The sequence below is a fragment of the Lentilitoribacter sp. JB5-8 genome (assembly GCF_055693385.1).
The window spans coordinates 1,403,299-1,425,408 of the sequence record NZ_CM146332.1 but is presented as its reverse complement, the minus strand read 5'-3'; the positions used below and the strand labels follow the sequence as shown (position 1 = coordinate 1,425,408).

Sequence of the window (22,110 nt, the reverse complement as noted above, 5' to 3'; positions counted from 1 at the left end):
GGCTTTGGAGGAGGCACGCAATGCAAACTAATGTAATCAGAATGGTGATTGCAGATGACCATGACCTTGTACGAGAAGGGATACATGTCAGATTAGCCAGTGAATCCTACATTGATTTGGTTGGTGAGGCGAAAAATGGTCGAGAAGCGGTTGATCTTTGCAGAGCGCATAAACCAGATTTAGTTTTGCTTGATATCTCCATGCCAGAGCTTAATGGCTTAGAAGCGGCAAGCGTAATCAAAGAAGAATTGCCTGAGACCAAAATCCTGTTTTTATCCGTCTATGATAATGATGAATATGTGCAAGAATCACTTCGTATTGGGGCCAATGGCTTCGTACTCAAAGACGTTTCAAAGCCAGAGATGCTTAACGCTATTCGGCTTGCTTCAAGTGGCGCAACGTATATCGGGCCAAGATTAAGCAAATCACTGGCGGCAACCGCACCGTCGCGCCCGCTAACGGCACAAGATTATGGACTTACCAATCGCGAAAAGCAGGTCTTGGCGGCGATATCACGCGGCATGCCGAACAAAGAAATTGCAGAAACAATGAATATTTCTGTTCGTACAGTTGAAAGCCATAGAATGTCTATTCGAGAAAAAACTGGTGGCGGAAATGCAGTCATGCTGACGAAGATCGCAACTGAACTCGGTTTGACTACGTGATTATCGGCCAGATTAGAATTTAAACTTCACGCCCCAATTGGTGAACATACCCAATTGTCCTGCGCTATCAAATTTAGCTTCCATCACACTTTCAAAATTTACGTTTTCAGATACTTCTGCGTGTATATTTAATCCTGCAAAAGCTGCGCCAACATTTTTGTCACCACCTGGATTAAAAGTCACACTTGTGCCTGTTATGGATCCAGTAACTTGGTCAACATCGCCAAATGCTGCGCGTCCTTCAAGACCCAAATAGGGTACAAACGCATATTCCACATCATTGTCGGCCGTCCAATCAAAACGCGCACCAAGCTTGGCCCTGCCCTGAATTTGGTGAATGGTTCTCGATGTGATGGCTGCATTTGCTGATGAACCTGTTTCTGAATAACCATCAACAAATATGCCATTGTATCCAAAGGACAATGAAGGAATTAAACTAAAACCCTGATCTCTGATTATCTCTTTTGAGAATTGAATATTTGGTGCAAAGTAAAGGCTATCAAAATTTGCTAATGCCGTTTCAATGCCGCTTGCCACATTGTTATTTGAAATTGTTCGTGCGCTTTGAAATTGCATCCGGCCAATTTGAATATCAACGTCAACATTTACATCATGCGTTGTAAAATGCGAGTATATGCCAGCAAAATAATCGTTACTGTCTATTTCGTGGGGAAGATTTGAGCCAATCTTTGTATGGCTTAATCCAACACCCGCATAGGCACCCAGCCGTGTTCCAAATTGGTTTGTATGATCAACGCCAAAGACGCTCCCCGCTGACATTGTATAATCGCTCGAAATTGTATTGGCTGTATCCAATTGATTGTAGCTTAACCAATTGCTGTTCCAAACGCTTTTTGTCCCGGCACCGCTTAGGCTATTATAAGCCTGTCCGTTTGGTGAAGAATTACCAAATGCGCCATTATCAAGTTGGTTAAATACGGCGTTGTTCACTCCGCTAGAACCAGTGAAGACAACGTCATCCACTGATGCCAAAAAGCTCGTATCAACTTGTATGACAGTCGTTCCATCGATTTTGACGAAATTTGAACTCGTGTTGATCGTGTCAGGCAAGTTAGAAAATGTTGTGAAGGTGCTAACGGTTGGTCCGAGATTTAATGTATCATCAATGCCATCCCAGTTAACAGATCCGACAAGAATAGAATTGGTACCAAGGGTGAGCGTATCTGCTCCTGTTCTTTGAAAATCAATCGCGATACCTGAAGGACCGCGAAGTGATTTAATCATCCCGTTGTTGGTGACGTCTGAATTGCCGAGATTAACGCCACCTGTATTTTCCCGGTCAAACTCAATACCGATACCGCCTTGGATTAATCCATTGTTCACGATTGTTCCGAAATCAGCATCAATGCCAGATTCGTCAGAAGCGCTGCCACCGGTGATCGTACCATTATTGGTGAGCAAACTAATCTCGCGGGCCTTTACACCTTCATCTTGACCAGTAATTGAGCCATTATTCGTCAGATTTGTAATGTATTGAACATCAATACCATCATCGCCACCAGTGATAGATCCATCATTGGTTAGGGAACCCAAACTTTGCGCAGCGATACCGTCGTTATTTGTCGCGGTAATCGCACCTGTATTTAATAGACTTGTGATGGACTGTGCAAATACACCGTCAAAACCACCAGTTATTGACCCCATATTGGTCAAAGAGGTGATAAATTGCGCTGAAACAGCGTCACTTGCACCGGTGATAGACCCAATATTGATCAATTCACCTAATGTGCCACCATCAAGGTAAATACCTTCCTCATTCTTACCGGTGATGGAGCCTGCATTAATGAGACTGTTAAGATCAGTTACATCGATACCAATGCCTTCACCTGTGATTGCACCGAGGTTGATAATTGAGTTCGCCGTATTTGCAACAAACACGCCTGCACCTGTTGAACAAAAACACGTTGTACCTGTTCCTGATATGGTTCCGGCATTAACTAAGCTGACCAGATTGTTGTTTGAGAACAAACCATCGCCACCTGTGATAAGCCCAGAATTGATAACCGTTCCCAAGTCTCCCGCATCTACGCCAGAGACGTCACCAGAAATAGTCCCAGCATTGAAGAGATATCCAAACAACCCATCAGTATCGACGCCTGCATCCATTCCACCAGTGATCAATCCGGTATTGGTTAAGGAGTTCAATTTTCCTGTTGTGAAAATGCCATCATCACCACCAGAAATAGTTCCTGAATTGACAAGTGTTCCAAGATTACCAGAAATCGACACTCCGGTTCCATTAACCCCGGTAATCAATCCTTGGTTTGTAAGCGAAACGAGCTTTGTACTTAACAAGCCATGTAAATTGCTGGAAATTGTGCCCGTATTCGTTGCCGTTCCGATAGAGAAATATCCAACCGCGGCGGTATTTCCTGTAATCAAGCCAGAGTTGGTAAAACTTGAAAGCTTGCCGCCTCCAATCAAGCCTATACCGTTTACCCCAGTGATCGAACCACTATTTATAAATTCTGTAGTATCACCCAACACGAAGACACCGACATTTGTACCGACAATATCCGCACTATTATTCAATGTTCCAATATTTAATGCGCTGACACCAAAATTATTACCTGAAATCGATCCGTTGTTGGTTAGATTGAGGGTTGAATCTGCTGTATCAATTGCCGTGTCGCCAGTTGACGTAATGGTTCCATCATTTTGAACTGTCACGGTTGAACCGTTCACAGCGTCTACGACACCCGGTGTTGCACCATCAATGGTCGCGCCGTTTTCAACAAACAAAGTGTCACCGTTACCAACCGATTGCTGCCCAACAGTTGAACCAGATGATATTGTCTTGTCTGCAGAATACGCAGCAGGTCCTATGATGAGTGACATCGTAGCGGTTGCTACCATCAACGAGGCCGTACGCTTTTTCAGCACCGTATACTGACTATTTGAAACAAACACGATTTGGCCCACCCTGATTACCGAACAGCAACATACCGTAAATACGCGGTAATCTCGATCTGTTTTTATTTGTTTAGTTAACGGATTAGTAGCTATATGCAAACCCTGTTTTTAAGGTCTTAAAGTGGAAAATGCTAAAATAAACCAAAGTTTACCGGCTAAAATCACCCAAAACGGAACTAAACCTTAGGAACACTGAGGGATTGGCGTTCAACAATGCTCGTTTCCAACTCCATATCAGAAATCAAACGCCCTTCATTAATATTGGCTAAAAGAATGTTGGCAGAATGCAGTCCAAGCATTTTATGTGGAACATGCACCGTTGTTAAAGATGGAGAGATAATCGAAGCGATTTCGATATCATCAAACCCTGTTATGGAAATATCATCTGGGACTTTTAGTCCTTGGGATTGCGCTTCAAGCACCGCACCAACCGCGAGCACATCATTAGCGCAGATGAGAGCGGTGGGCGTCCCAAAGGATTGTCGCATCCGCGCAAAAGCTTTGCGAGCTTTATCAATATCATATTCACACTCAATGACTGTTGGGTCTTTTATTCCCTGCTCTGCCATTTTGGCTTTGAACCCTGCGATACGTGCAGCAGCCCTATCATTATTTTTGGCTACACCCGCTAGCATAGTGATCTTTTTATGCCCCTTATCGATCACAAGCTGCACGATTGACGCCATTGCCTTGTTATTGTCAAACCCGACTTGCTGACCAGAATTTGGTGCTTCCATTTGATCATGAAAACTCCAAGCGATAACGAAAGGAATTTCCCTCTCATTCAAAAACTCATAAATTTTTGGATCACGCTGTATCCCAATCAATAACAATCCATCAATTCCGCGGGATACCAAGGAGCGAATTTGTTTTTCCTCGACATCTTTTTTGTAGGATGAGGAGGCAACCAACAAGTCAAAATCCTCTTCGCTTAAGCGCTCTTGAAAAACCTGCAATGCACGCGCAAAGATGGCATTTTCCATCGTCGGAATCACCGCGCCAATGATTTTTGAACGTTTTGCGGCAAGCGATCGTGCATTAAAGTTTGGCATATAACCTAACTCATCAACCGCTTTCTGAACACGCTTGCGAGTTGCCTCAACCACCTGATTTGGTTGATTTAAACAGCGTGAGACTGTGGCTGTGGAAACGCCGGCTAATCGCGCGACATCTTCCAGTTTCGGCAGTGGTTGTTTACTCATCCTGCGATTCTCCACACAAATTCATCTGCTTACAAGCAAATAACTATTGCAAATGCAAATGTAAGCGCTTACATTGCCGCTCAGCATTTTTTTCAATTCCTTTAGTATAGCGAGACTGACATGGCACGCAACTACCTAAAAAAGCAGACTTAACTTCATCATCAGATGTTTCAGACGTCAGGGCAACGGTTCAACAGGTACTTGATGATATCGAAGCTGGCGGCGATAAGGTTGCGCTGGAATATGCGGCCAAGTTTGATAAATACGAAGGCACTCTGGTGCTGTCTGAAGCAGATATCGAAGCAGCTTCTGCGCTTGTGCCGGAAAAATTAAAACGCGATATTCAGTTTGCACATGCGAATGTCAAAAAATTTGCCGAAGCGCAAAAAGAGACATTAATGGATATTGAGGTTGAGGTGATCCCTGGATTGACTGCCGGCCAGAAGAGCATTCCAGTTCAGGCTGCAGGCTGTTACATTCCTGGCGGTCGTTACAGCCATATCGCATCTGCGATTATGACTGTCACAACTGCGAAGGTTGCCGGTGTTGATCATATTGTTGCATGTTCCCCACCTCGCCCTGGCGTCGGTATTGCACCTGCCATTATATATGCAGCCAAGCTGTGTGGTGCTGACACAATCTTGGCCATGGGTGGTATTCAAGCCATTGCCTCTATGACATTTGGTTTGTTCGGCTTGCCGAAGGCAGATATTCTTGTCGGGCCAGGCAACCAGTTCGTTGCTGAAGCTAAACGTATTTTGTTCGGGCGCGTTGGAATTGATATGTTTGCAGGCCCCACAGACAGCTTAATCTTAGCTGATAAAACTGCAGACCCTGCCATTGTTGCTAGCGACTTAGTTGGTCAGGCTGAACACGGATATAATTCACCGGTATGGCTGGTAACTGATGATCAGGCTTTAGCTGAAAAAGTGATGGAACTTGTGCCACCTCTCATTGCTGACTTGCCTGAACTTAATTCAAAAAATGCTGAAGCTGCATGGCGTGATTATGCTGAAGTTATTGTGTGTGATGACCGTGAAGAAATGGCTGCAACCAGCGATGAATACGCTCCAGAACATCTTACCGTACAAGCTCAAGATCTTCCTTGGTGGCTTGATCGTTTAAAATGTTACGGCTCATTATTCTTGGGTGAAGAAACAACTGTTGCCTTTGGTGACAAAGCATCAGGTACAAACCACGTTCTGCCTACATCGGGAGCAGCAAGTTACACAGGTGGATTGTCTGTTCATAAATATATGAAAATTGTAACTTGGCAGCAAGCAACACGCGAAGGTGCAAAACCTGTTGCTGAAGCAACAGCTCGCATTTCTCGTCTTGAAGGTATGGAAGGCCATGCACGAACCGCCGACATTCGCCTTGCAAAATACTTCCCTGACGAAACATTCGATTTAACAGCTGAAGAATAATCCATGGCATCTTCGGATCTTTTTAATCTTTCAGGGAAAGTAGCTTGCGTTACAGGTGCAAGCTCTGGACTGGGACGCTATGCCGCCAAATTTTTGGCCGAACAAGGTGCTCAAGTTGTCGGGGTCGCTAGGCGCGAAGAGCACTTGAATGTTTGGCGCCGTGAAACATCTGGCCAAACCTCAGCTGTCGCATGGGATATCTCTAACCGCGAGCAAATACCTGCACTTGCCGATGTAATTGCAAAGCCATTTGGCGCGCCAGATATTCTCGTTCACGCGGCTGGCATTAACACACGCGAAACAGCTGATGATGTCACGCCAGAAGGTTGGGATATTACGATGTCGATTAACCTGACGGCACCGTTTTTCTTAAGCCAACAATTTGTCCCTTCAATGAAGGAGAAAAATTGGGGTCGAATTGTCAATTTTGCGAGCCTTCAAACGTTTCGAGCCTTTCCTGGTGGCATAGCATATGGCACCGCTAAAGCTGGTGTTGGGCAAATGACACGTGCCATGGCTGAGTGCTGGTCCAAACACGGCATTAATGCCAATGCCATTGGGCCGGGCTTTTTCAAAACAGAGCTTACCGCCGCTGTATTTGATGACCCTGAAAGAGCCAAACGTAACGCTATGCAAACATGTATTGGGCGCAATGGCGAGATGGCGGATATGGATGGACCGTTGTTATTTTTGTGTTCGGATGCGTCAGCATATGTCACCGGACAGGTTTTGATGGTTGATGGAGGATTTACCGCAAAATGAAGGCATTGGTTTATACAGCTGAAAAGACACTTGAATATTTGGATTTCGCTGACCCTAATCCAGGGGATGGTGAAGTTCTGATCCAGATTGAAAGCGTTGGCATTTGTGGGTCAGATATGCATGCATTTTTGGGGCATGATGAGCGCCGTCCCGCCCCGCTTATTTTAGGTCATGAGGCTGCTGGCACCATTATGTCTGGACCTGAAAAAGGCCAACGCGTGACCATCAACCCACTTGTTAGCTGCGGTAAATGTGAATTTTGTCAGCAGGGTCGCAACAATATCTGTATTAATCGCCAGATCATTTCAATGCCGCCACGTGAAGGCGCCTTTGCTCAAATGATCGCGATGCCAGTGGGTAATCTTGTTCATGTTCCAGATCATGTCCCTCTCGATAAAGCCGCACTTGCCGAACCGCTTGGCTGTGGCTGGCACGCAGTTCAGTTGGCAAAACAAAACAGTCACAAGCCAATAAATGAATGCAAAGCAATGGCAATTGGTGGCGGCGCGATTGGTCTTGGGGCTGCACTTTGCCTTAAAGCTGCCGGATGTGACGATGTTACCATTGTTGAAGCCAATGAGGTTCGCAGAAACTTCGTTATTGAAAAAACCGGTTTGAACGCGATTGCGCCAGAAGAACTAAATGGTGATTCAAATTTTGACGTCATTATTGATGGTGTTGGGATAAATGCGACACGCAAATCTGCCTCAGCTCAAATTAAACCTGGTGGTACCATTGTACATATTGGCTTGGGCGACGCGCGCGATGGTTTAGATATTCGCAGAATGACGTTACAGGAAATTACATTTATCGGTTCTTATACTTATACACACCAAGATTTCATCGATACCGCAGAAGCGATATTTGATGGGCGATTGGGTGATCTATCCTGGATCGAGCAACGACCATTATCAGATGGACAAAAGGCATTTGAAGACATCTTAGCCGGGCAAGTTGCTGCACCTAAAATTGTTTTAAAGCCTTAACCTTAGCACTTGCCTAACCATCAAAGAGGGCGTTTTTCAAAGCTTCAGCACCCTCAAGCAAATATTGCTTGCGACCTTCTAAATCGGCCAAAGACAAACGTTGGATTGGGCCATGGAAAGCGAGTGCTGCAACAAAGCGGCCATGAGAATCAGTAACAGGGACTGATATTGCCACCATGTCGTTCATGAATTCCTCTAAATCAATTGCATAACCGCGTTTGCGACATAGCTTCAAATCTTCTAGCAAGCTTTCAGCCGTTGTGTGTGTTTTATCAGTTAGTTTTTCAAGCTTTAAACCGGCAACAAACTGTTCGCGTTTCCCTTTTGGCATGCTGGCCATGAACGTTTTCCCACTTGCTGTACAGTGAAAAGGAACATTCGAACCAATCGGCAATTGAATGCGAAATGGCCAATCAGCTTCAACACGGTCAATATAGTTCATGCCAGTCTCCTCCGGCACAACCATATTAACGGTTTCATTCACATCACGTGCGATATCCAGCAATATTTGATGTCGTGTTATGTGAAAACGCGAAGCATGCAACAAGCCGTTTGCAATCAGGCGCAATCTACGGCTGGGGCGTAAACGTTTGCCATCTGTTTCTCGGATTAAAAAGCCCTCAGCTTCTAAAGTTGTACAAAGGCGATGTACTGTTTGTTTTGGCAAACCCAGCTCAGCGTTTATCTGGGTTGGGGTCATTGCGCTATCGCTGCGCCCCAAAATCTCCAAAATCAAAAGTGTCCTTAAATTTGTTGGAATCCGGCTTTCCTCACTCACTTTTCAATCTCCCTCTTTACATCCACCTGAAAATGGATATAGAGTGAAAATGAGGAAAAAACAAGACAAAAAGTCTCATTTCTTGTATTGGGAGCGTTTTTTTTGGAATTTGATTATGTTGTTGTGGGTGCAGGCTCTGCGGGTTGCGCTGTCGCGAACCGACTTTCTGAAAATGGGAAGTACCAGGTTGCGGTGATTGAAGCGGGAGGCAAGGATAACAATCCTTGGATCCATATCCCCGTGGGATATTTCAAAACGATGGACAACCCGAACACGGACTGGCGTTATAAAACAGAGAATGACCCGGGCATTAACGGCCGGTCGATCCCTTGGCCACGCGGTAAAGTTCTTGGTGGTTCAAGCTCGATCAACGGGCTATTATATGTGCGTGGGCAAGCAGAAGATTACGAACATTGGCGCCAGCTTGGTAATGAGGGCTGGGCGTGGAAAGATGTGCTTCCTTATTTCAAACGCGCTGAAACTTGGGGTGGAGACAATAAAAGTGAAGATCGCGGCGATGGCGGTCCATTATCTGTATCCCCTACTCGTTTGAAACGCGATGTTGTTGAAAAGTGGATAGATGCAGCTGTTGCTGCAGGATATAAAAAAAACACAGACTATAATTCTGGTGACCAAGAAGGTGTTGGATATTTCCAACTTACGATGATTGATGGCAAAAGATGCTCGTCTGCTGTTGCGTATCTTAAACCTGCACGCAGCCGAGCAAATCTTGAAATCATTACCAAACACCAAGTGGAAAAAGTCATCATTGAAGATGGCATAGCCACCGGCGTTAGCACATTTGTTGGTGACAAACATGTCATCATTAAAGCACGCAAAGAAGTTGTTTTATCTGCCGGTGCAATTGGTTCGCCGCAAATTTTGATGCTATCGGGTATCGGTGCGGGCGATGAACTTTCAAAGGTTGGTATTGAGACAAAAGTCGATCTTCAAGGTGTGGGTAAAAATCTGCAGGATCACTTACAGGCTCGTCCTGTTTTCAAAACAGATCTTTCAACAATTAATGTTGAGATTAATAACATCTTCAAGCAGGGCATGATTGCACTGGAATATGCTCTAAAACGCTCGGGCCCTATGGCGATGGCGGCAAGTCTCGGTACAGGTTTCTTGAAAACCGATCCAAAACTGGAAACACCGGATATTCAGTTTCATATCCAACCATTTAGTGCCACGAAACCTGCAGATGGACCGCATAAATTTTCTGCCTTTACGGCATCCGTATTGCAAATGCGTCCTGAGAGTGCGGGACATTTACAACTCAAGTCAGGTGATTATCGCGATCATCCGGAAATTCATCCGAATTATCTTGCGACCGAGCTTGATCAGAACACGATTGTTAAAGGGATACAAATCGCGCGAAAAATTGCGCAGTTTGAACCCTTAAAGTCACACATCATCGAAGAATTTGCGCCAGGTCGTGAAGTTGACTTTGATGATTACGAAGGAACATTGGATTGGGCGAGAGAAACTTCGGTAACGATCTATCATCCAACCGGAACATGCAAAATGGGTCCGGATAGCGACAAGATGTCGGTCGTTGATGCAAGATTGCGCGTAAAGGGCGTTGAAGGTTTACGCGTGGCGGATGCATCAATCATGCCACAGATTATGTCTGGGAACACAAATGCCCCATGCATAATGATTGGTGAAAAAGTATCAGACATGATTTTAGAGGATGCGGGCTAATGATGGAATGGATTTCAACTCTTGGATGGGCGGATGTCCTTGACTTCGGCAAGATTATTATTGCCGATCTCATTTTGTCAGGAGACAATGCGCTTATCATCGGTATGGCCGCAGCGGGCCTATCACCGGAATTGCGTAAAAAAGCTATTTTATACGGTATGGTGATTGCAGCGGTGCTGCGCATCGTGTTCGCGATCATTGCAACAAGCCTTTTGGAAGTTCCAGGGATCTTGTTCATCGGTGCACTCCTATTGTTCTGGGTGTGCTGGCGTTTATATGCAGAGATCAAGGACAATGTCGACGAACAAGCCGAGCATGCTATGGAAACGGCCGAAAACCTGGAGGAAGGTTATACCGGGGCACCGCGTAGAACGATGTTCTCTGCGCTGGTTTCCATCACGATCGCAGATGTTTCAATGTCGCTTGATAACGTGCTTGCAGTTGCTGCGATCGCTGATGGCGACACTACAATGCTGGTCTTCGGACTAGGTCTTGCGATTGTACTCATGGCTTTTGCTGCGACGCTTATTATGAAGCTTTTAACGCGCTATCCATGGATATCTTGGTTGGGTCTGTTTGTACTTGTGTATGTCGCAGGGGAGATGATGTATCGCGGGATCTTTGAGGCACCAAATGGCGTCGGCCATCTGCTTGGAATCTTTTAGGTTTTGTTGAAAAACGTACGTCATTTACGTACGAAAATCGTTTGGAATTGCGGTGTAACTTAGTCATAGTTACATTCGTATAAAGGGCTAAGAAGGATGCCTTCGTATCTTAGCCGTCATCGTGAGAAGGCATAACTTAGGGAGGAGATAAATATGAATTTATCTAAAATTTTAACAGGCGTTGCAGCCACAGCTCTTGGTCTTTCAATGATGGCCTCTACAGCTTTGGCTGAGAAAGTTATCCGCGTACAATCAGTGCTACCAACAACAGCTGACGAAGTTGTTATGTTGAAAGCATTTGGCGATGACGTTGCTTCACTTACAAACGGCTCACTAACAATCGAAGTATTGCCAGCTGGTGCTGTTGTTGGCCCACGTGACATCATGGATGCTGTTGACGCTGGTCTTGTTGAAGGTGGTTTTGCATGGACACACTATTGGGGCGGTAAGCACGTTGCAGCCAACCTATTTGGTGCACCTGTTGCTGGTGCTGGTGTTGGTCTTGATAACATTGCGTTCTTGTCTTGGTTCCAGTTCGGTGGTGGTAAAGAGCTTTACGACCGTCTATGGGATGAAATGGGCGTAAACGTAAAAGGCTTCATGCTGCAGCCAGTTGGTCCGGAAGCATTGGGTTGGTTCCCAGAGCCAATCAAATCTATGGATGACTTCCGTAAAATGCGTTTCCGCGCACCTCCAGGCATGGTTGGCGCAGCTTATGCTGACGTTGGTGTTCCTGCAGTTGCTATGGGCGGTGGTGACATTCTACCTGCTCTTGAAAAAGGCACAATCGATGCAGCTGAATGGTGCTGCCCGAAGCCTGATAGCGTATTTGGTTTCCAGAAGGTTCTGAAGCACTACTACCTACAAGGTCTACACCAAGTTGTTGTTAACGCTGACTTGTACGTCAACGGTGACTTCTATGATGGTCTAACAGACATTGAAAAGAAAGCACTTGAAGTTGCTGCAAATGCTTCATTGTCAAAATCAATGTCTTACCGCATCTTCGAAAACGGTAAAGCTTTGAAAGACCTAACTGACAACCACGGTGTTATCCTTGAAGATACACCAGCTGATTACTTCACAGAATACATGGCTGCTGCTAAGAATGCTCTTCAAGCAGCTGCTGACGAAAATGAATTCTTCGCTGAAGTATGGCAGTCACAAAAAGACTTTGCTGATATCGCTGTGCCATTCTGGGCAGGTGCGCAAGCATCAAATGCGAACTTGGGTAAAGCCCACGCTGATACATTGAAGTAATTTATCTTTGATGTGCGAGGCCCCTGTTTTCGGGGGCCTCGTGTTTCTTTTTCGTAAGGGATAACGGGGATCCTTTTCGAAAGAGAATCTTTATATCGTATACTTACCATGGGAGGGAAAGTGGATATGGCTGCAGAGGAACCGAATCCAGAAGATCTTGAAATTGCTGATGAGTTGATTGCGGAACGTCGAGCCGAGGCGCCAGGGGAAACGCCTGAAGACATGACACCATGGCAACGTCCCATCACAGCAGTTATTGATGTTATCAATCATCGCGCAGGCCAAGCAATAGCCCTTATGATGATCCCTCTTATTGCCATTGTGGTATGGGAGGTTATTTCTCGTAACGGTGATTCAATTTTGACAAATGCGGGATTGGGCGACCTTTCTAAAGCCCTTGGCTTGGGACCAACGTTGATATCCTATGATATGAGCCGAATGATCGCCGGTGTCCTTTGGATGGCTGGTGCAGGCTACGGCCTCATGCGCGGTGTCCATATTCGTGCCGATTTCCTTTACCGAAATTGGTCGGACAAAACTCAAGCCACAGTCGATGCTGCTCTGTATTTGATGTTCTTTATTCCTTCCATGATCTTTTTCACGTGGGTGGCGTCTGAGTTTTGGTGGAAAGCCTTTGTGAACGGAGAAACGAACCAGGTGGATAGTGCTTGGGGACCGCTCTTATGGCCTGCCCGTTTAGCGATGCCTGTAGGTGGTGCACTGCTTCTCTTGCAAGGTTTGCCTGAGATCTTCCGCGCATTCCACAAAATGGGCAAAGAGCGCGAACGTATCTTTGTACGACTTTTACCGATTTATGTGATCGGCTTGGTATGGCTTGTTCTTGCAGTATTTGAACCACAATTGGTGCCTGGTGGCGAATGGTTCAATGACTTGATGAAGGCCAAACCAAACATCGATAAACCTATCATCGGTCTTATCATGCTTGGCGCCATGTTATTTGTTATCTTCATTGGCTTCCCTATCGCGTTTACGCTTGTCTTCTTGGCATTTGTATTCGGAATCTGGGGCGATAGCTTCTTGAAAACGACATTTATCTTCACACTCCAAACAAACTCATCAATGCTCAATGACCAGCTGATGGCTGTGCCGTTATTCGTATTAATGGGGATTGTCATGGAAAGTGCGGGCCTCATGGAGCGTCTGTTCTCGTCCATTCAAATGATCATGTCTCGTGTGCGCGGTGCTTTGTTCATTGCCGTGTTGATCGTGTCCACGATCTTTGCAGCTGCAACAGGTATTGTGGGTGCGTCCGTGACCATGCTGGGTATTATGGCAGGTGCCACGATGAGCCGTGCCGGATATGATGTAAAACTGGCGGCTGGTACGATCACAGCTGGTGGCACATTGGGCATTTTGATCCCGCCGTCCATTATGCTGATTGTTATGGGCCCGGTGCTTGAAGTCTCAACGCTTGATCTCTTCCGAGCAGCGTTTATCCCGGGTGTGATCTTGGCATCACTTTATTTGCTCTACACATTGGGGCGCTGTTGGTTAAACCCGAGCTTGGGTCCTATTCTTTCTGAAGAAGATCAGCCAGACACGTCCAAATTCTATGGCGCGGAGGTTGCGCTTATATGTTTGGGTATTTTGACCATTTGCCGTGTCTTCGGTTTAGGTCTTGATGGTACATTCGGCGGGATCATTCCATTTGGTGGATTGTTTGCACTATTGATCGTGCTCGCAATTGCGCATCAAGCCTATCGCAAATTAAATGTGTTGCGCATTGTGCTCCCTCTCACGATCTTGTTCCACGTGTACATGATCTTTGCGAATATGGGCGCAGATGGTGGATTACCAATGGTATCAATCGCCTTTGCAGCATTTACAATATTGCTGGCATATCTGGCGCGCCCGATCTACTCATCAGACGCAGATAAGGATTTCTACTTTGCCCCTTTATGGGATGAATTCTTTGCCGGTCTCATGCCACCAACGATCCTGATTTCCTTCGCGCTTGGTTCCATTTTGCTCGGTTTTGCAACACCTGCAGAAGCGGCCGCAATGGGTGCCTTCGGTGCGATCTTACTATCGATCGGGTATAGAAAGTTCTCTATCCCAAGCTTCTTTGATAGTTTAATCAAGACACTGGAATTAACTGTATTAATTATGTTCCTTGTGGCGGCATCCAACTTCTTTGGTGCGCAGTTCAGCTCACTTGGCACACCGCAATTGCTGACTGAATTGCTGTTAGGTACAGAGCTGTCGCCTTATTTCATGCTGATCTTGGTGATGGCACTGATCTTCTTGCTTGGCTGGCCTCTGGAATGGGTTCCGATTGTTCTTATCGTTGTCCCAATCCTGTTGCCTGTGGTGCAAGCGCTCGATCTGCATGGTCTGGATCGCTATGATCTGATGGTTTGGTTCGGTATTCTTGTGGCGGTGAACCTGCAGACGGCGTGGCTCAGTCCGCCGGTGGCTCTATCGGCTTACTTCCTCAAAGGGGTGGTGCCGAACTGGGATCTGAAAGACATCTATTTGGGTATGATGCAGTTCATGCTGGTGCAGCTAACCGGTCTGATCTTACTACTGATCTTCCCGCAATTGGTACTTTGGTTACCAGCCTGGATGAGCGGCTGATAATCTAGATCAAACGTCTGTTCGGGTGGACTGACAAAGAAACCACCCGCCAGATGCAAATACATATAAACAAATAAAAAGGCGCTCTGTCATTGAAAAACAGAGCGCCTTTTTTCGAGATATGATTAGATGCTACAATACTGCATCATAAGCATTGATGATATCTTGCCCACGTGTCTTGACCTCTTCAGCCGTTAAGCCCGGTTTGTAAAGCGCAGAACCAATGCCGAAACCTTCAGCGCCAGCTTTCACCCATTCGGCAAAATTTGAAGGTCCGGCACCACCAACTGGATAAACCGGAACTTCTTTTGGCAACACTGCTTTGAGCGCGCCTAAACCTTCTGGCTTTAACGCAATACCTGGAAACAATTTAAGACCTGTCGCACCATGGCGCAAAGCGGTAAATGCTTCCGTGGCTGTCGCAACACCAGGCCAGCTTTCCATGCCATGCTCAACCGTGCGATCAATGACCGATGTGTTGCAATCAGGTGAAACAATCAAGCGACCTCCAGCGGCTTTTACCTCATCAACCTGCTCTGCCGTTAACACGGTGCCAGCACCAATCATAATGCTATCGGGCAAGTTTTTTGCGAGAATTGAAATGCTCTCATAGGCATTTGGTGAATTCAGCGGCACTTCAATTTTTGTAAAACCAATTTCCACCAGGCTACGGCAAATTTCTAAGACTTCTTCTGGTTTAACACCGCGAAGAATTGCTATCAGATTACGAGACATTTAAGTATTTTTCTTTCGTCAAATTTTGCCAAGCCTTATGCAATCCCAGCACAGTTAGCTCAGTCACATCCATCGGGGTGACGGATTGCCCCAATACAGCAAAGGCTTCTGCATACAGCTCGGCTAAAATGCCGGAGCCCAAAAGCTTAATCGTATCGGATGGCATTAATTTTCTCATCGTTGCAATTTCTGTTCCGATCAAAAGGCCGGACAGATGGGCAGCCGATGCATTAGAGTTCACATTTTCCAAAACTGAGCGGGCTCTGATTGAAAATAGTTTACTCAATAGCAATTCTGGATTTCCAGCACCTTCTAAAACACCTTTTTGGAAAGCTTCGTTATCGCTGGCGTTTTTATTGACCAACTGACGTAGTACAGAATGATCACAGATGATTGAATACATCTCACCGGTCATAACTGTTTTAAACTTAACAACTTCACAATTTTCTAAAAAAGCCCATTTTGAATGGGTTCCAGGCATACAGATCAGACCAGAAAATTCAGCATTTTTTGCAAAAAACCCTGCAATTTGTGTTTCTTCACCACGCATCACATCAGCGGGTTCAGCTTGGCTTAAACCAGCTAATATCGAAACATCTATTCGAGGGTCGCCGACACGCGGCTTGGTGATGGCGACATCTGACGGTGACGATGGAATGGCGGTATATCCCGCTTCTCGCCATCCTTGCTGAGAGCCAACCATACCGCAAGCGATGATTTGCAAAACATTCCCTTTGGAATATTTATCAAGCCACTCAGATATCAATTCCATAAGCACAGGTTCATATTCAACCTGTGCTAAACCAGACATACCTTGTGGAGATGACTTCATTGCAAGGATGTTTACATCCGACATGAGCCATACTCTTAGATTACTGGTTCCCCAATCAACAGCGATCCAAATTTTGTTGTTGTTGTTCGACACGAAGATCGCCCCTTAAATCAAGATTAAGCTACGCTAAATTTTACTTCCCATATAAACGTTGACCTGATTCGGCATTAAAATAAAGAACATCTGAAGCGTCAAATTGAATACTAACCCGGTCGCCTGTCTTCACATTGGCACGACCACTCTTCTCAGAAATGATCTTCTCACCTGAATCTGTTGATAAATAAATGTAAGAAACACCACCCAATTCCTCAACAAGATCTACTGAGAAATTCCCCGGTTCTGCAAGTGTTTCAATATGTTCTGGACGCAAACCAAGCTCGATCGCACCGTCATTTGGCAAGTCTTTAAAATCAAAATTAAAAGTGCGATTTGGAAGACCACTAACTGTGATGTCACCGCCCTTATATTGTCCTGATAAGAAATTCATTGCGGGTGAACCGATAAATCCAGCAACAAATTTATTGCCAGGATTTTCGTAAAGCTCAAGTGGTGCACCGACCTGTTCGATCAAACCATCGCGCAAAACTACGATCTTATCAGCCAGTGTCATGGCTTCTACCTGATCGTGCGTCACATAGATCATTGTGGTTCCAAGTTCTTTATGTAAGCGCGCGATTTCCACACGCATTTCCAAACGCAACTCAGCATCAAGGTTTGATAATGGCTCATCAAACAAGAACACTTCTGGTCCGCGAACAATAGAACGACCAATCGCCACACGCTGACGCTGACCGCCGGACAATGCTTTTGGTTTGCGATCTAAATATTGGTCAAGCTTTAGGATTTCAGATGCTTTTGCAACTTTTTGATCAATTTCATCTTGCGGAACTTTGTTCATCCGCAAGCCAAAACTAATATTTTCACGCACCGTCATATGAGGATAAAGCGCGTAAGTTTGGAACACCATCGCAATGCCACGCTCTGCAGGATCGACATGTGTTACGTCCCTTTCACCGATATCGATTTGACCTGACGTTGTTTCTTCCAAACCTGCGATCATACGCAATAAAGTTGATTTACCACAGCCAGACGGGCCTACGAAAACAACGAACTCCCCATCGGCTATATCGAGGTTGACCCCATGAATAACCTCCACTTTTCCGTATGCTTTCTTGATATCAGAGAGCTGTAAACCTGCCATTGTCCTACCCTTACTTTGCTAGTTTATCATGTTCGGGAAAACGCCACGATTCTGCGGTATCCGCGATATTTTTTGCGCATTTTTTTAAAAGTGGTGCGAACTTTGTCATCTCATCTATTGATGTTCTGTGGGTTGAATTTGTAACGGAGACTGCGCCAAGCACCCGGTCTTGAGCGCTCAATATGGGTACTGCAATGCAGATGATGCTCAACTCGTGCTCTTCTCGATCGTAAGAAATTCCTGTCTTTCGGATCTCTTGCAACTCCGCCATCAATTCATCAGGACTGCACAACGTGTTTTCCGTATGCCTGTGATAGGTTTGTTGCGTTAGAGCACGCTCAAGCGTGGTCTCATCAACAAACGCAAGCATTGCCTTACCAACACCCGTGCAATAACCCGGTCCAACTTTGCCTGATTCAGAATACATATTGATGGGATTAGATGGATTTTGTTTGTCGACATAAAGAACCTGCCCGCCATCAAGCTGGGCCAGATGAACGGTTGCCTGCGCTTCTCGCGCCAACTCTTCCACATATGGGCGCGCTATTGGTGCAAGTGAACTCTGACGCCAAGCCGCGTGGGCAAGTCTAACCAAACGCACCCCCAAACTATAGGTTTGCGTGCGATCATCGTAAGACAACATGCCTTGATTAGTGAGTGTTTGCAGAAAACGATAGAGCGTGGCTTTTGGATAAGCGCTCTCTTCAAGCAACTCCGCAAAGCGCACAGGCCGACCCATAGATGCAACCTGATCAAGTGCATCTAATGCTTTGCCTACTGTACCGTCTCCTACGGTCGCTTGAGTCATGCGAATTACCCTCCCCTTTTTCACCCGCATTTAACAAATGATGTTGACAACTGTAGCGCAAACGATTTAAGTTTTCAATATTCAAAATTAAGTTTCATTATTTGGAACAAAGGGAGAGAGAAATGAATTCAATTTTAAAATCAGGTTTTGCTGGTTTGTTCGCAACATCATTGTTGTCTTCAGCGGCAATGGCTGGTGATCTTGTCATCAATTATGATGACTTGAATCCAGCTCCAAAAGCTGCGTTTGAAGCTGCTGTCGAAGCATTTAAAGCTGCAAACCCAGACATCAATGTGACTGTGAACAACACAGACCGCGAAGCTCACAAATCTGCAATCCGCAACTTTTTGACAAATGATGCACCTGACATCACATCTTGGTACCCGGGCAACCGCATGGCTCCATTTGTTGATGCTGGTCTGTTTGAAGACATCTCAGACCTTTGGGCGTCTGATGCTAATCTTTCAAGCAAGTTCAACGCAATTAAGCCAACAATGTCACGCGATGGTAAGCAATGGGGTGTTCCGTACTCATATTACCAGTGGGGTGTTTACTACCGTAAAGACATCTTCGATAAACTAAATATTGCTGAACCAAAAACTTGGGATGAGCTACTAGCAGCTTGTGGTACTTTGAAAGACGCTGGTGTGACACCGTTTACTATCGGTACAAAGTTCCTTTGGACTGCTGCTGGTGTGTTTGACTACATCAACCTACGTACAAACGGCTACGAAGTGCACAACGCGCTAACAGCTGGTGAAATCAAGTACACAGATGATCGCATTAAAGCGACATTTGCGAACTGGGCTGAGAAAATCGATAAATGTACACCTGTGAAAAACCACGCAACAATGTCTTGGCAGGATGCGATTGCTCCATTTGCTAACGGCGATGCTGCAATGTACGTCATGGGTAATTTCTCAGTATCAGCTTACAAAGATGCTGGCCTAACAGACGACCAAATCGATTTCTTCCAATTCCCAGAAATCACACCTGGTCTAGCACGTGCTGAAGAAGCTCCTGCTGATGCGTTCTTTATTCCAGCGAATGCGAAGAACAAAGAAGATGCTAAAAAATTCTTGGCATTCATCGCGCAGCCAGACATCCAAGGCGAATGGAACAAAACACTTGGTCAATTGCCGCCAAACTCTGACGCAGCAATCAACAAAGATGACAAATTCATCGTTGAAGGTTTTGAGACTGTGTCAACTGCTTCAGGTCTAGCTCAGTTCTTTGACCGTGACGCGCCAGCTGCAATGGCTAAAGCAGGCATGGAAGGCTTCCAGAAGTTCATGCTTGATCCAAGCAAGGTTGATGAAATCTTGGCTGACTTGGATAAAGTTCAGGCTGAAGTTTACAAGTAAGCTTTATATTCCAATAAAGAGGGTCGGCATTAGCCGGCCCTTCCTCACCTCAGGTCACATTTTATATCGTTAGCGCAATGCACCTAGCGATATAAAATTTGATCAACGGATTAAGTTTAGGACCGTTCTTTAGGTCTTTTGGGAGGGAACCATGGCGTCAAACGCTTCGTTGCAACTAAACAGAACAAGCTCAAATGTACCATTGGTCGCGGTATGCTTACTCGTAGCACTGGTCGCGATTGGTATAATGGTCAACATCAATGTCGATAGTGTGATGTCGACATTTGAGTTTGAGAAGAGAACTGAAGCGCGCGTACCTGCCTTCATGATCAGAATTAGTCTTCTAATTATTGCATTGATTGCCGGATTTATCGCAATCATCAATACTGGTCTTTACAAGAAGAATAAGATCGCGTTTTCGCCTTGGATATTCTTATCCATTGGTCTCGTATTCTTTGCAATTTACGTCATCATTCCAATCTTTCAATCAATCTCCTATTCCTTCACACGTTGGGATGGGCTTTACGATGTTAACGGCGTCTGGACCGGTGAATGGATTGGTTTTCACAACTACATTGTGCTTTGGGACGACCCAAAATTCTGGACATCTTTGTGGAACAACATTTTATGGTTGATCCTGTTTATGTTGGCTGTTCCGATCGGGCTGGGTCTTGCGCTCTTCCTTAACCAAACGGTTCGCGGGATCCGGATTTACAAGTCTTTGTTCTTCTTTCCATTTGTGATTTCACAAGTTGTTGTGGGCCTTATCTTTGCTTGGGCTTACAATCCTGATTTTGGATTGGTTGCTGAAGCATGGGGTTTCTTCTTCTGTGAGCAATCGGTCAATATCGTTGGTAACCTGACGACAAAATGTTCGATTGATCCACCATCGATCTTAGGTGATGAGGATTATGCGACTTACGGTATTATCGCTGCGGGTCTGTGGCCACAAATTGCCTATTGCATGATCTTGTATCTAACCGGGCTTAACAATGTTGCACATGACCAAATTGAAGCTGCTCGCTTGGATAATGCCAAGGGTTGGAACATGCTTCGCTTTGTGATCTTGCCGCAACTAAAGCCAGCGACATTTATTGCAGTTGTTGTGACGGTCATCGGCGCGCTTCGCTCATTTGATATGGTTGCGACCATGACGCAAGGTGGTCCGTTCGGTTCCACGAACGTATTGGCCTACTACATGTTCGACCAAGCTGTTGGTGAGGGTGTGGGTCGATATGGCTACGGCTCAGCGATTGCGACCGTATTGTTTGCAATCATGCTGATCTATATCAGCTATTTCCTATTCCGAATGTATCAAGATGAAAAGGAGGGCAGATAGATGTTTCCATCTCCTATTGAAAAATCGTCTCCAAAGCTTCAAATTGCTTATAAGACAGCGCTACCTTTATCTCTGTTCATTTGGCTACTTCCGCTGCTTGCCATCTTTATGACATCGATCAGATCGTCTAAAGACATCAACACGGGTAATGTGTTTGGTATTCCAACAGAGTTCAATTTTATTGAAAACTATACGCAGGTTCTAACCCATCCAGATGCTTTGACCTTCTTGCTCAACACATTTGTGATCACGATCCCGACTGTGATTGTGTCGGTTGGTCTTGCGTGCCTTACTGGTTACGCTTTGGCGATCTATAAGTTCCGCTGGGCACTGCCTTTATTCTTTGTGTTTGTTGCGGGTAACTTCGTACCATTCCAGATCCTAATGCTGCCGGTTATCGATCTTTCAAATACGCTTGAGATCTATAATACAGTTCCAGGCCTTGTGCTCTTCCATGCAGCTTTCCAAACAGGTTTTTGTACCTTGTTCATGCGTAACTTTATGAAAGCACTGCCATATGATCTGATTGAATCTGCGCGCATTGAAGGCGTTGGCGAATTCCGTATCTTCTGGCACGTTGTTCTTCCACTTGTTAAGCCGGCGATTGCTGCGCTTGCGGTGCTGATTTTCACATTTATCTGGAACGACTTCTTCTGGGCCACTGTTATGATCCAGGATGAATCCAGCCTTCCCATCACCGTGGGTGTTCGCTCTTTAAACGGTGAATTTGTACAACAATGGCAATTAATTTCGGCGGCATCGCTTCTCGCAGCGGCACCTCCTGTGCTAATGTTCTTCCTAATGCAGAAGCACTTTATTGCCGGCCTTACTCTTGGAGCAGTTAAGTAAA

Annotated in this window: 18 protein-coding genes; 11 read left to right on the top strand and 7 right to left on the bottom strand. The window is 45.5% G+C overall.

Translation table 11 applies throughout. The features are described 5' to 3' along the window. Window positions 1-20 precede the first annotated feature (20 nt). The gene (locus tag ACZ1GZ_RS06785; RefSeq protein ID WP_472667711.1) at window positions 21-665 is read left to right on the top strand and encodes a response regulator; all 645 of its coding nucleotides are present in this window, start codon (window positions 21-23) and stop codon (window positions 663-665) included. A 12-nt stretch (window positions 666-677) separates the two neighbouring features. Here ACZ1GZ_RS06785 and ACZ1GZ_RS06780 read toward each other — a convergent pair whose 3' ends face one another. Both ACZ1GZ_RS06780 and ACZ1GZ_RS06775 read right to left on the bottom strand, forming a co-directional pair. Continuing rightward, complete coding sequence (locus tag ACZ1GZ_RS06780; protein WP_472667710.1) at window positions 678-3,524, bottom strand: beta strand repeat-containing protein; 2,847 nt, start codon at window positions 3,522-3,524, stop codon at window positions 678-680. Window positions 3,525-3,775: 251 nt separating this feature from the next. Then, window positions 3,776-4,801, bottom strand: a complete 1,026-nt coding sequence (locus ACZ1GZ_RS06775) for a LacI family DNA-binding transcriptional regulator (protein ID WP_472667709.1) — start codon at window positions 4,799-4,801, stop codon at window positions 3,776-3,778. A 209-nt stretch (window positions 4,802-5,010) separates the two neighbouring features. Between ACZ1GZ_RS06775 and hisD the strand changes: the two genes are divergently transcribed. From hisD to ACZ1GZ_RS06760, 3 genes are read left to right on the top strand one after another with little or no spacing between them, the layout of a single operon-like run. After that, window positions 5,011-6,228, top strand: a complete 1,218-nt coding sequence (gene hisD / locus ACZ1GZ_RS06770; protein ID WP_472668250.1) for a histidinol dehydrogenase — start codon at window positions 5,011-5,013, stop codon at window positions 6,226-6,228. Window positions 6,229-6,231: 3 nt separating this feature from the next. Then, window positions 6,232-6,990 (top strand): SDR family NAD(P)-dependent oxidoreductase, encoded by a 759-nt coding sequence (locus tag ACZ1GZ_RS06765; RefSeq protein WP_472667708.1) that lies wholly within the window; start codon window positions 6,232-6,234, stop codon window positions 6,988-6,990. Next, window positions 6,987-7,976 carry an alcohol dehydrogenase catalytic domain-containing protein gene (locus ACZ1GZ_RS06760; RefSeq protein ID WP_472667707.1) on the top strand — a complete coding sequence of 330 codons (990 nt, stop codon included), beginning with the start codon at window positions 6,987-6,989 and terminating at the stop codon, window positions 7,974-7,976. The genes ACZ1GZ_RS06765 and ACZ1GZ_RS06760 overlap by 4 nt, the downstream gene beginning before the upstream one ends. 13 nt (window positions 7,977-7,989) lie before the next feature. Here ACZ1GZ_RS06760 and ACZ1GZ_RS06755 read toward each other — a convergent pair whose 3' ends face one another. Continuing rightward, entirely contained in the window at window positions 7,990-8,754 is a 765-nt protein-coding gene (locus ACZ1GZ_RS06755) for an IclR family transcriptional regulator (RefSeq protein WP_472667706.1), read from the bottom strand. Between the two features lie 102 nt (window positions 8,755-8,856). Here ACZ1GZ_RS06755 and ACZ1GZ_RS06750 point away from each other — a divergent pair, with 102 nt between their 5' ends. From ACZ1GZ_RS06750 to ACZ1GZ_RS06735, 4 genes are all read left to right on the top strand, one after another. After that, on the top strand, window positions 8,857-10,461 hold the full coding sequence (locus ACZ1GZ_RS06750; RefSeq protein WP_472667705.1) for a GMC family oxidoreductase: 1,605 nt from the start codon (window positions 8,857-8,859) through the stop codon (window positions 10,459-10,461). After that, complete coding sequence (locus ACZ1GZ_RS06745; RefSeq protein WP_472667704.1) at window positions 10,461-11,126, top strand: TerC family protein; 666 nt, start codon at window positions 10,461-10,463, stop codon at window positions 11,124-11,126. Before ACZ1GZ_RS06750 ends, ACZ1GZ_RS06745 begins: the two co-directional genes overlap by 1 nt. A 153-nt stretch (window positions 11,127-11,279) precedes the next feature. After that, complete coding sequence (locus tag ACZ1GZ_RS06740; protein WP_472667703.1) at window positions 11,280-12,383, top strand: TRAP transporter substrate-binding protein; 1,104 nt, start codon at window positions 11,280-11,282, stop codon at window positions 12,381-12,383. Between the two features lie 126 nt (window positions 12,384-12,509). Continuing rightward, window positions 12,510-14,981 (top strand): TRAP transporter large permease subunit, encoded by a 2,472-nt coding sequence (locus ACZ1GZ_RS06735; protein ID WP_472667702.1) that lies wholly within the window; start codon window positions 12,510-12,512, stop codon window positions 14,979-14,981. Window positions 14,982-15,113: 132 nt separating this feature from the next. Here the strand turns inward: ACZ1GZ_RS06735 and ACZ1GZ_RS06730 are convergent, their stop codons facing one another. From ACZ1GZ_RS06730 to ACZ1GZ_RS06715, 4 genes are read right to left on the bottom strand one after another with little or no spacing between them, the layout of a single operon-like run. Further along, a complete protein-coding gene (locus tag ACZ1GZ_RS06730; RefSeq protein WP_472667701.1) occupies window positions 15,114-15,716 on the bottom strand; it encodes a 2-dehydro-3-deoxy-6-phosphogalactonate aldolase in 603 nt (200 codons plus the stop codon). Further along, complete coding sequence (locus ACZ1GZ_RS06725) at window positions 15,706-16,641, bottom strand: 2-dehydro-3-deoxygalactonokinase (RefSeq protein ID WP_472667700.1); 936 nt, start codon at window positions 16,639-16,641, stop codon at window positions 15,706-15,708. The genes ACZ1GZ_RS06730 and ACZ1GZ_RS06725 overlap by 11 nt, the downstream gene beginning before the upstream one ends. Window positions 16,642-16,681: 40 nt before the next feature. Then, window positions 16,682-17,749 (bottom strand): ABC transporter ATP-binding protein, encoded by a 1,068-nt coding sequence (locus tag ACZ1GZ_RS06720; protein WP_472667699.1) that lies wholly within the window; start codon window positions 17,747-17,749, stop codon window positions 16,682-16,684. A 10-nt stretch (window positions 17,750-17,759) separates the two neighbouring features. Further along, entirely contained in the window at window positions 17,760-18,557 is a 798-nt protein-coding gene (locus ACZ1GZ_RS06715; protein WP_472667698.1) for an IclR family transcriptional regulator, read from the bottom strand. Between the two features lie 122 nt (window positions 18,558-18,679). Here ACZ1GZ_RS06715 and ACZ1GZ_RS06710 point away from each other — a divergent pair, with 122 nt between their 5' ends. The 3 genes from ACZ1GZ_RS06710 to ACZ1GZ_RS06700 all read left to right on the top strand — a co-directional run bounded on the left by ACZ1GZ_RS06710 (window position 18,680) and on the right by ACZ1GZ_RS06700 (window position 22,109). Beyond that, complete coding sequence (locus ACZ1GZ_RS06710; protein ID WP_472667697.1) at window positions 18,680-19,921, top strand: ABC transporter substrate-binding protein; 1,242 nt, start codon at window positions 18,680-18,682, stop codon at window positions 19,919-19,921. Between the two features lie 325 nt (window positions 19,922-20,246). Next, window positions 20,247-21,260 carry a carbohydrate ABC transporter permease gene (locus ACZ1GZ_RS06705; RefSeq protein WP_472668249.1) on the top strand — a complete coding sequence of 338 codons (1,014 nt, stop codon included), beginning with the start codon at window positions 20,247-20,249 and terminating at the stop codon, window positions 21,258-21,260. Next, a complete protein-coding gene (locus ACZ1GZ_RS06700; protein WP_472667696.1) occupies window positions 21,261-22,109 on the top strand; it encodes a carbohydrate ABC transporter permease in 849 nt (282 codons plus the stop codon). It begins immediately after the preceding gene. Window position 22,110 lies beyond the last annotated feature (1 nt).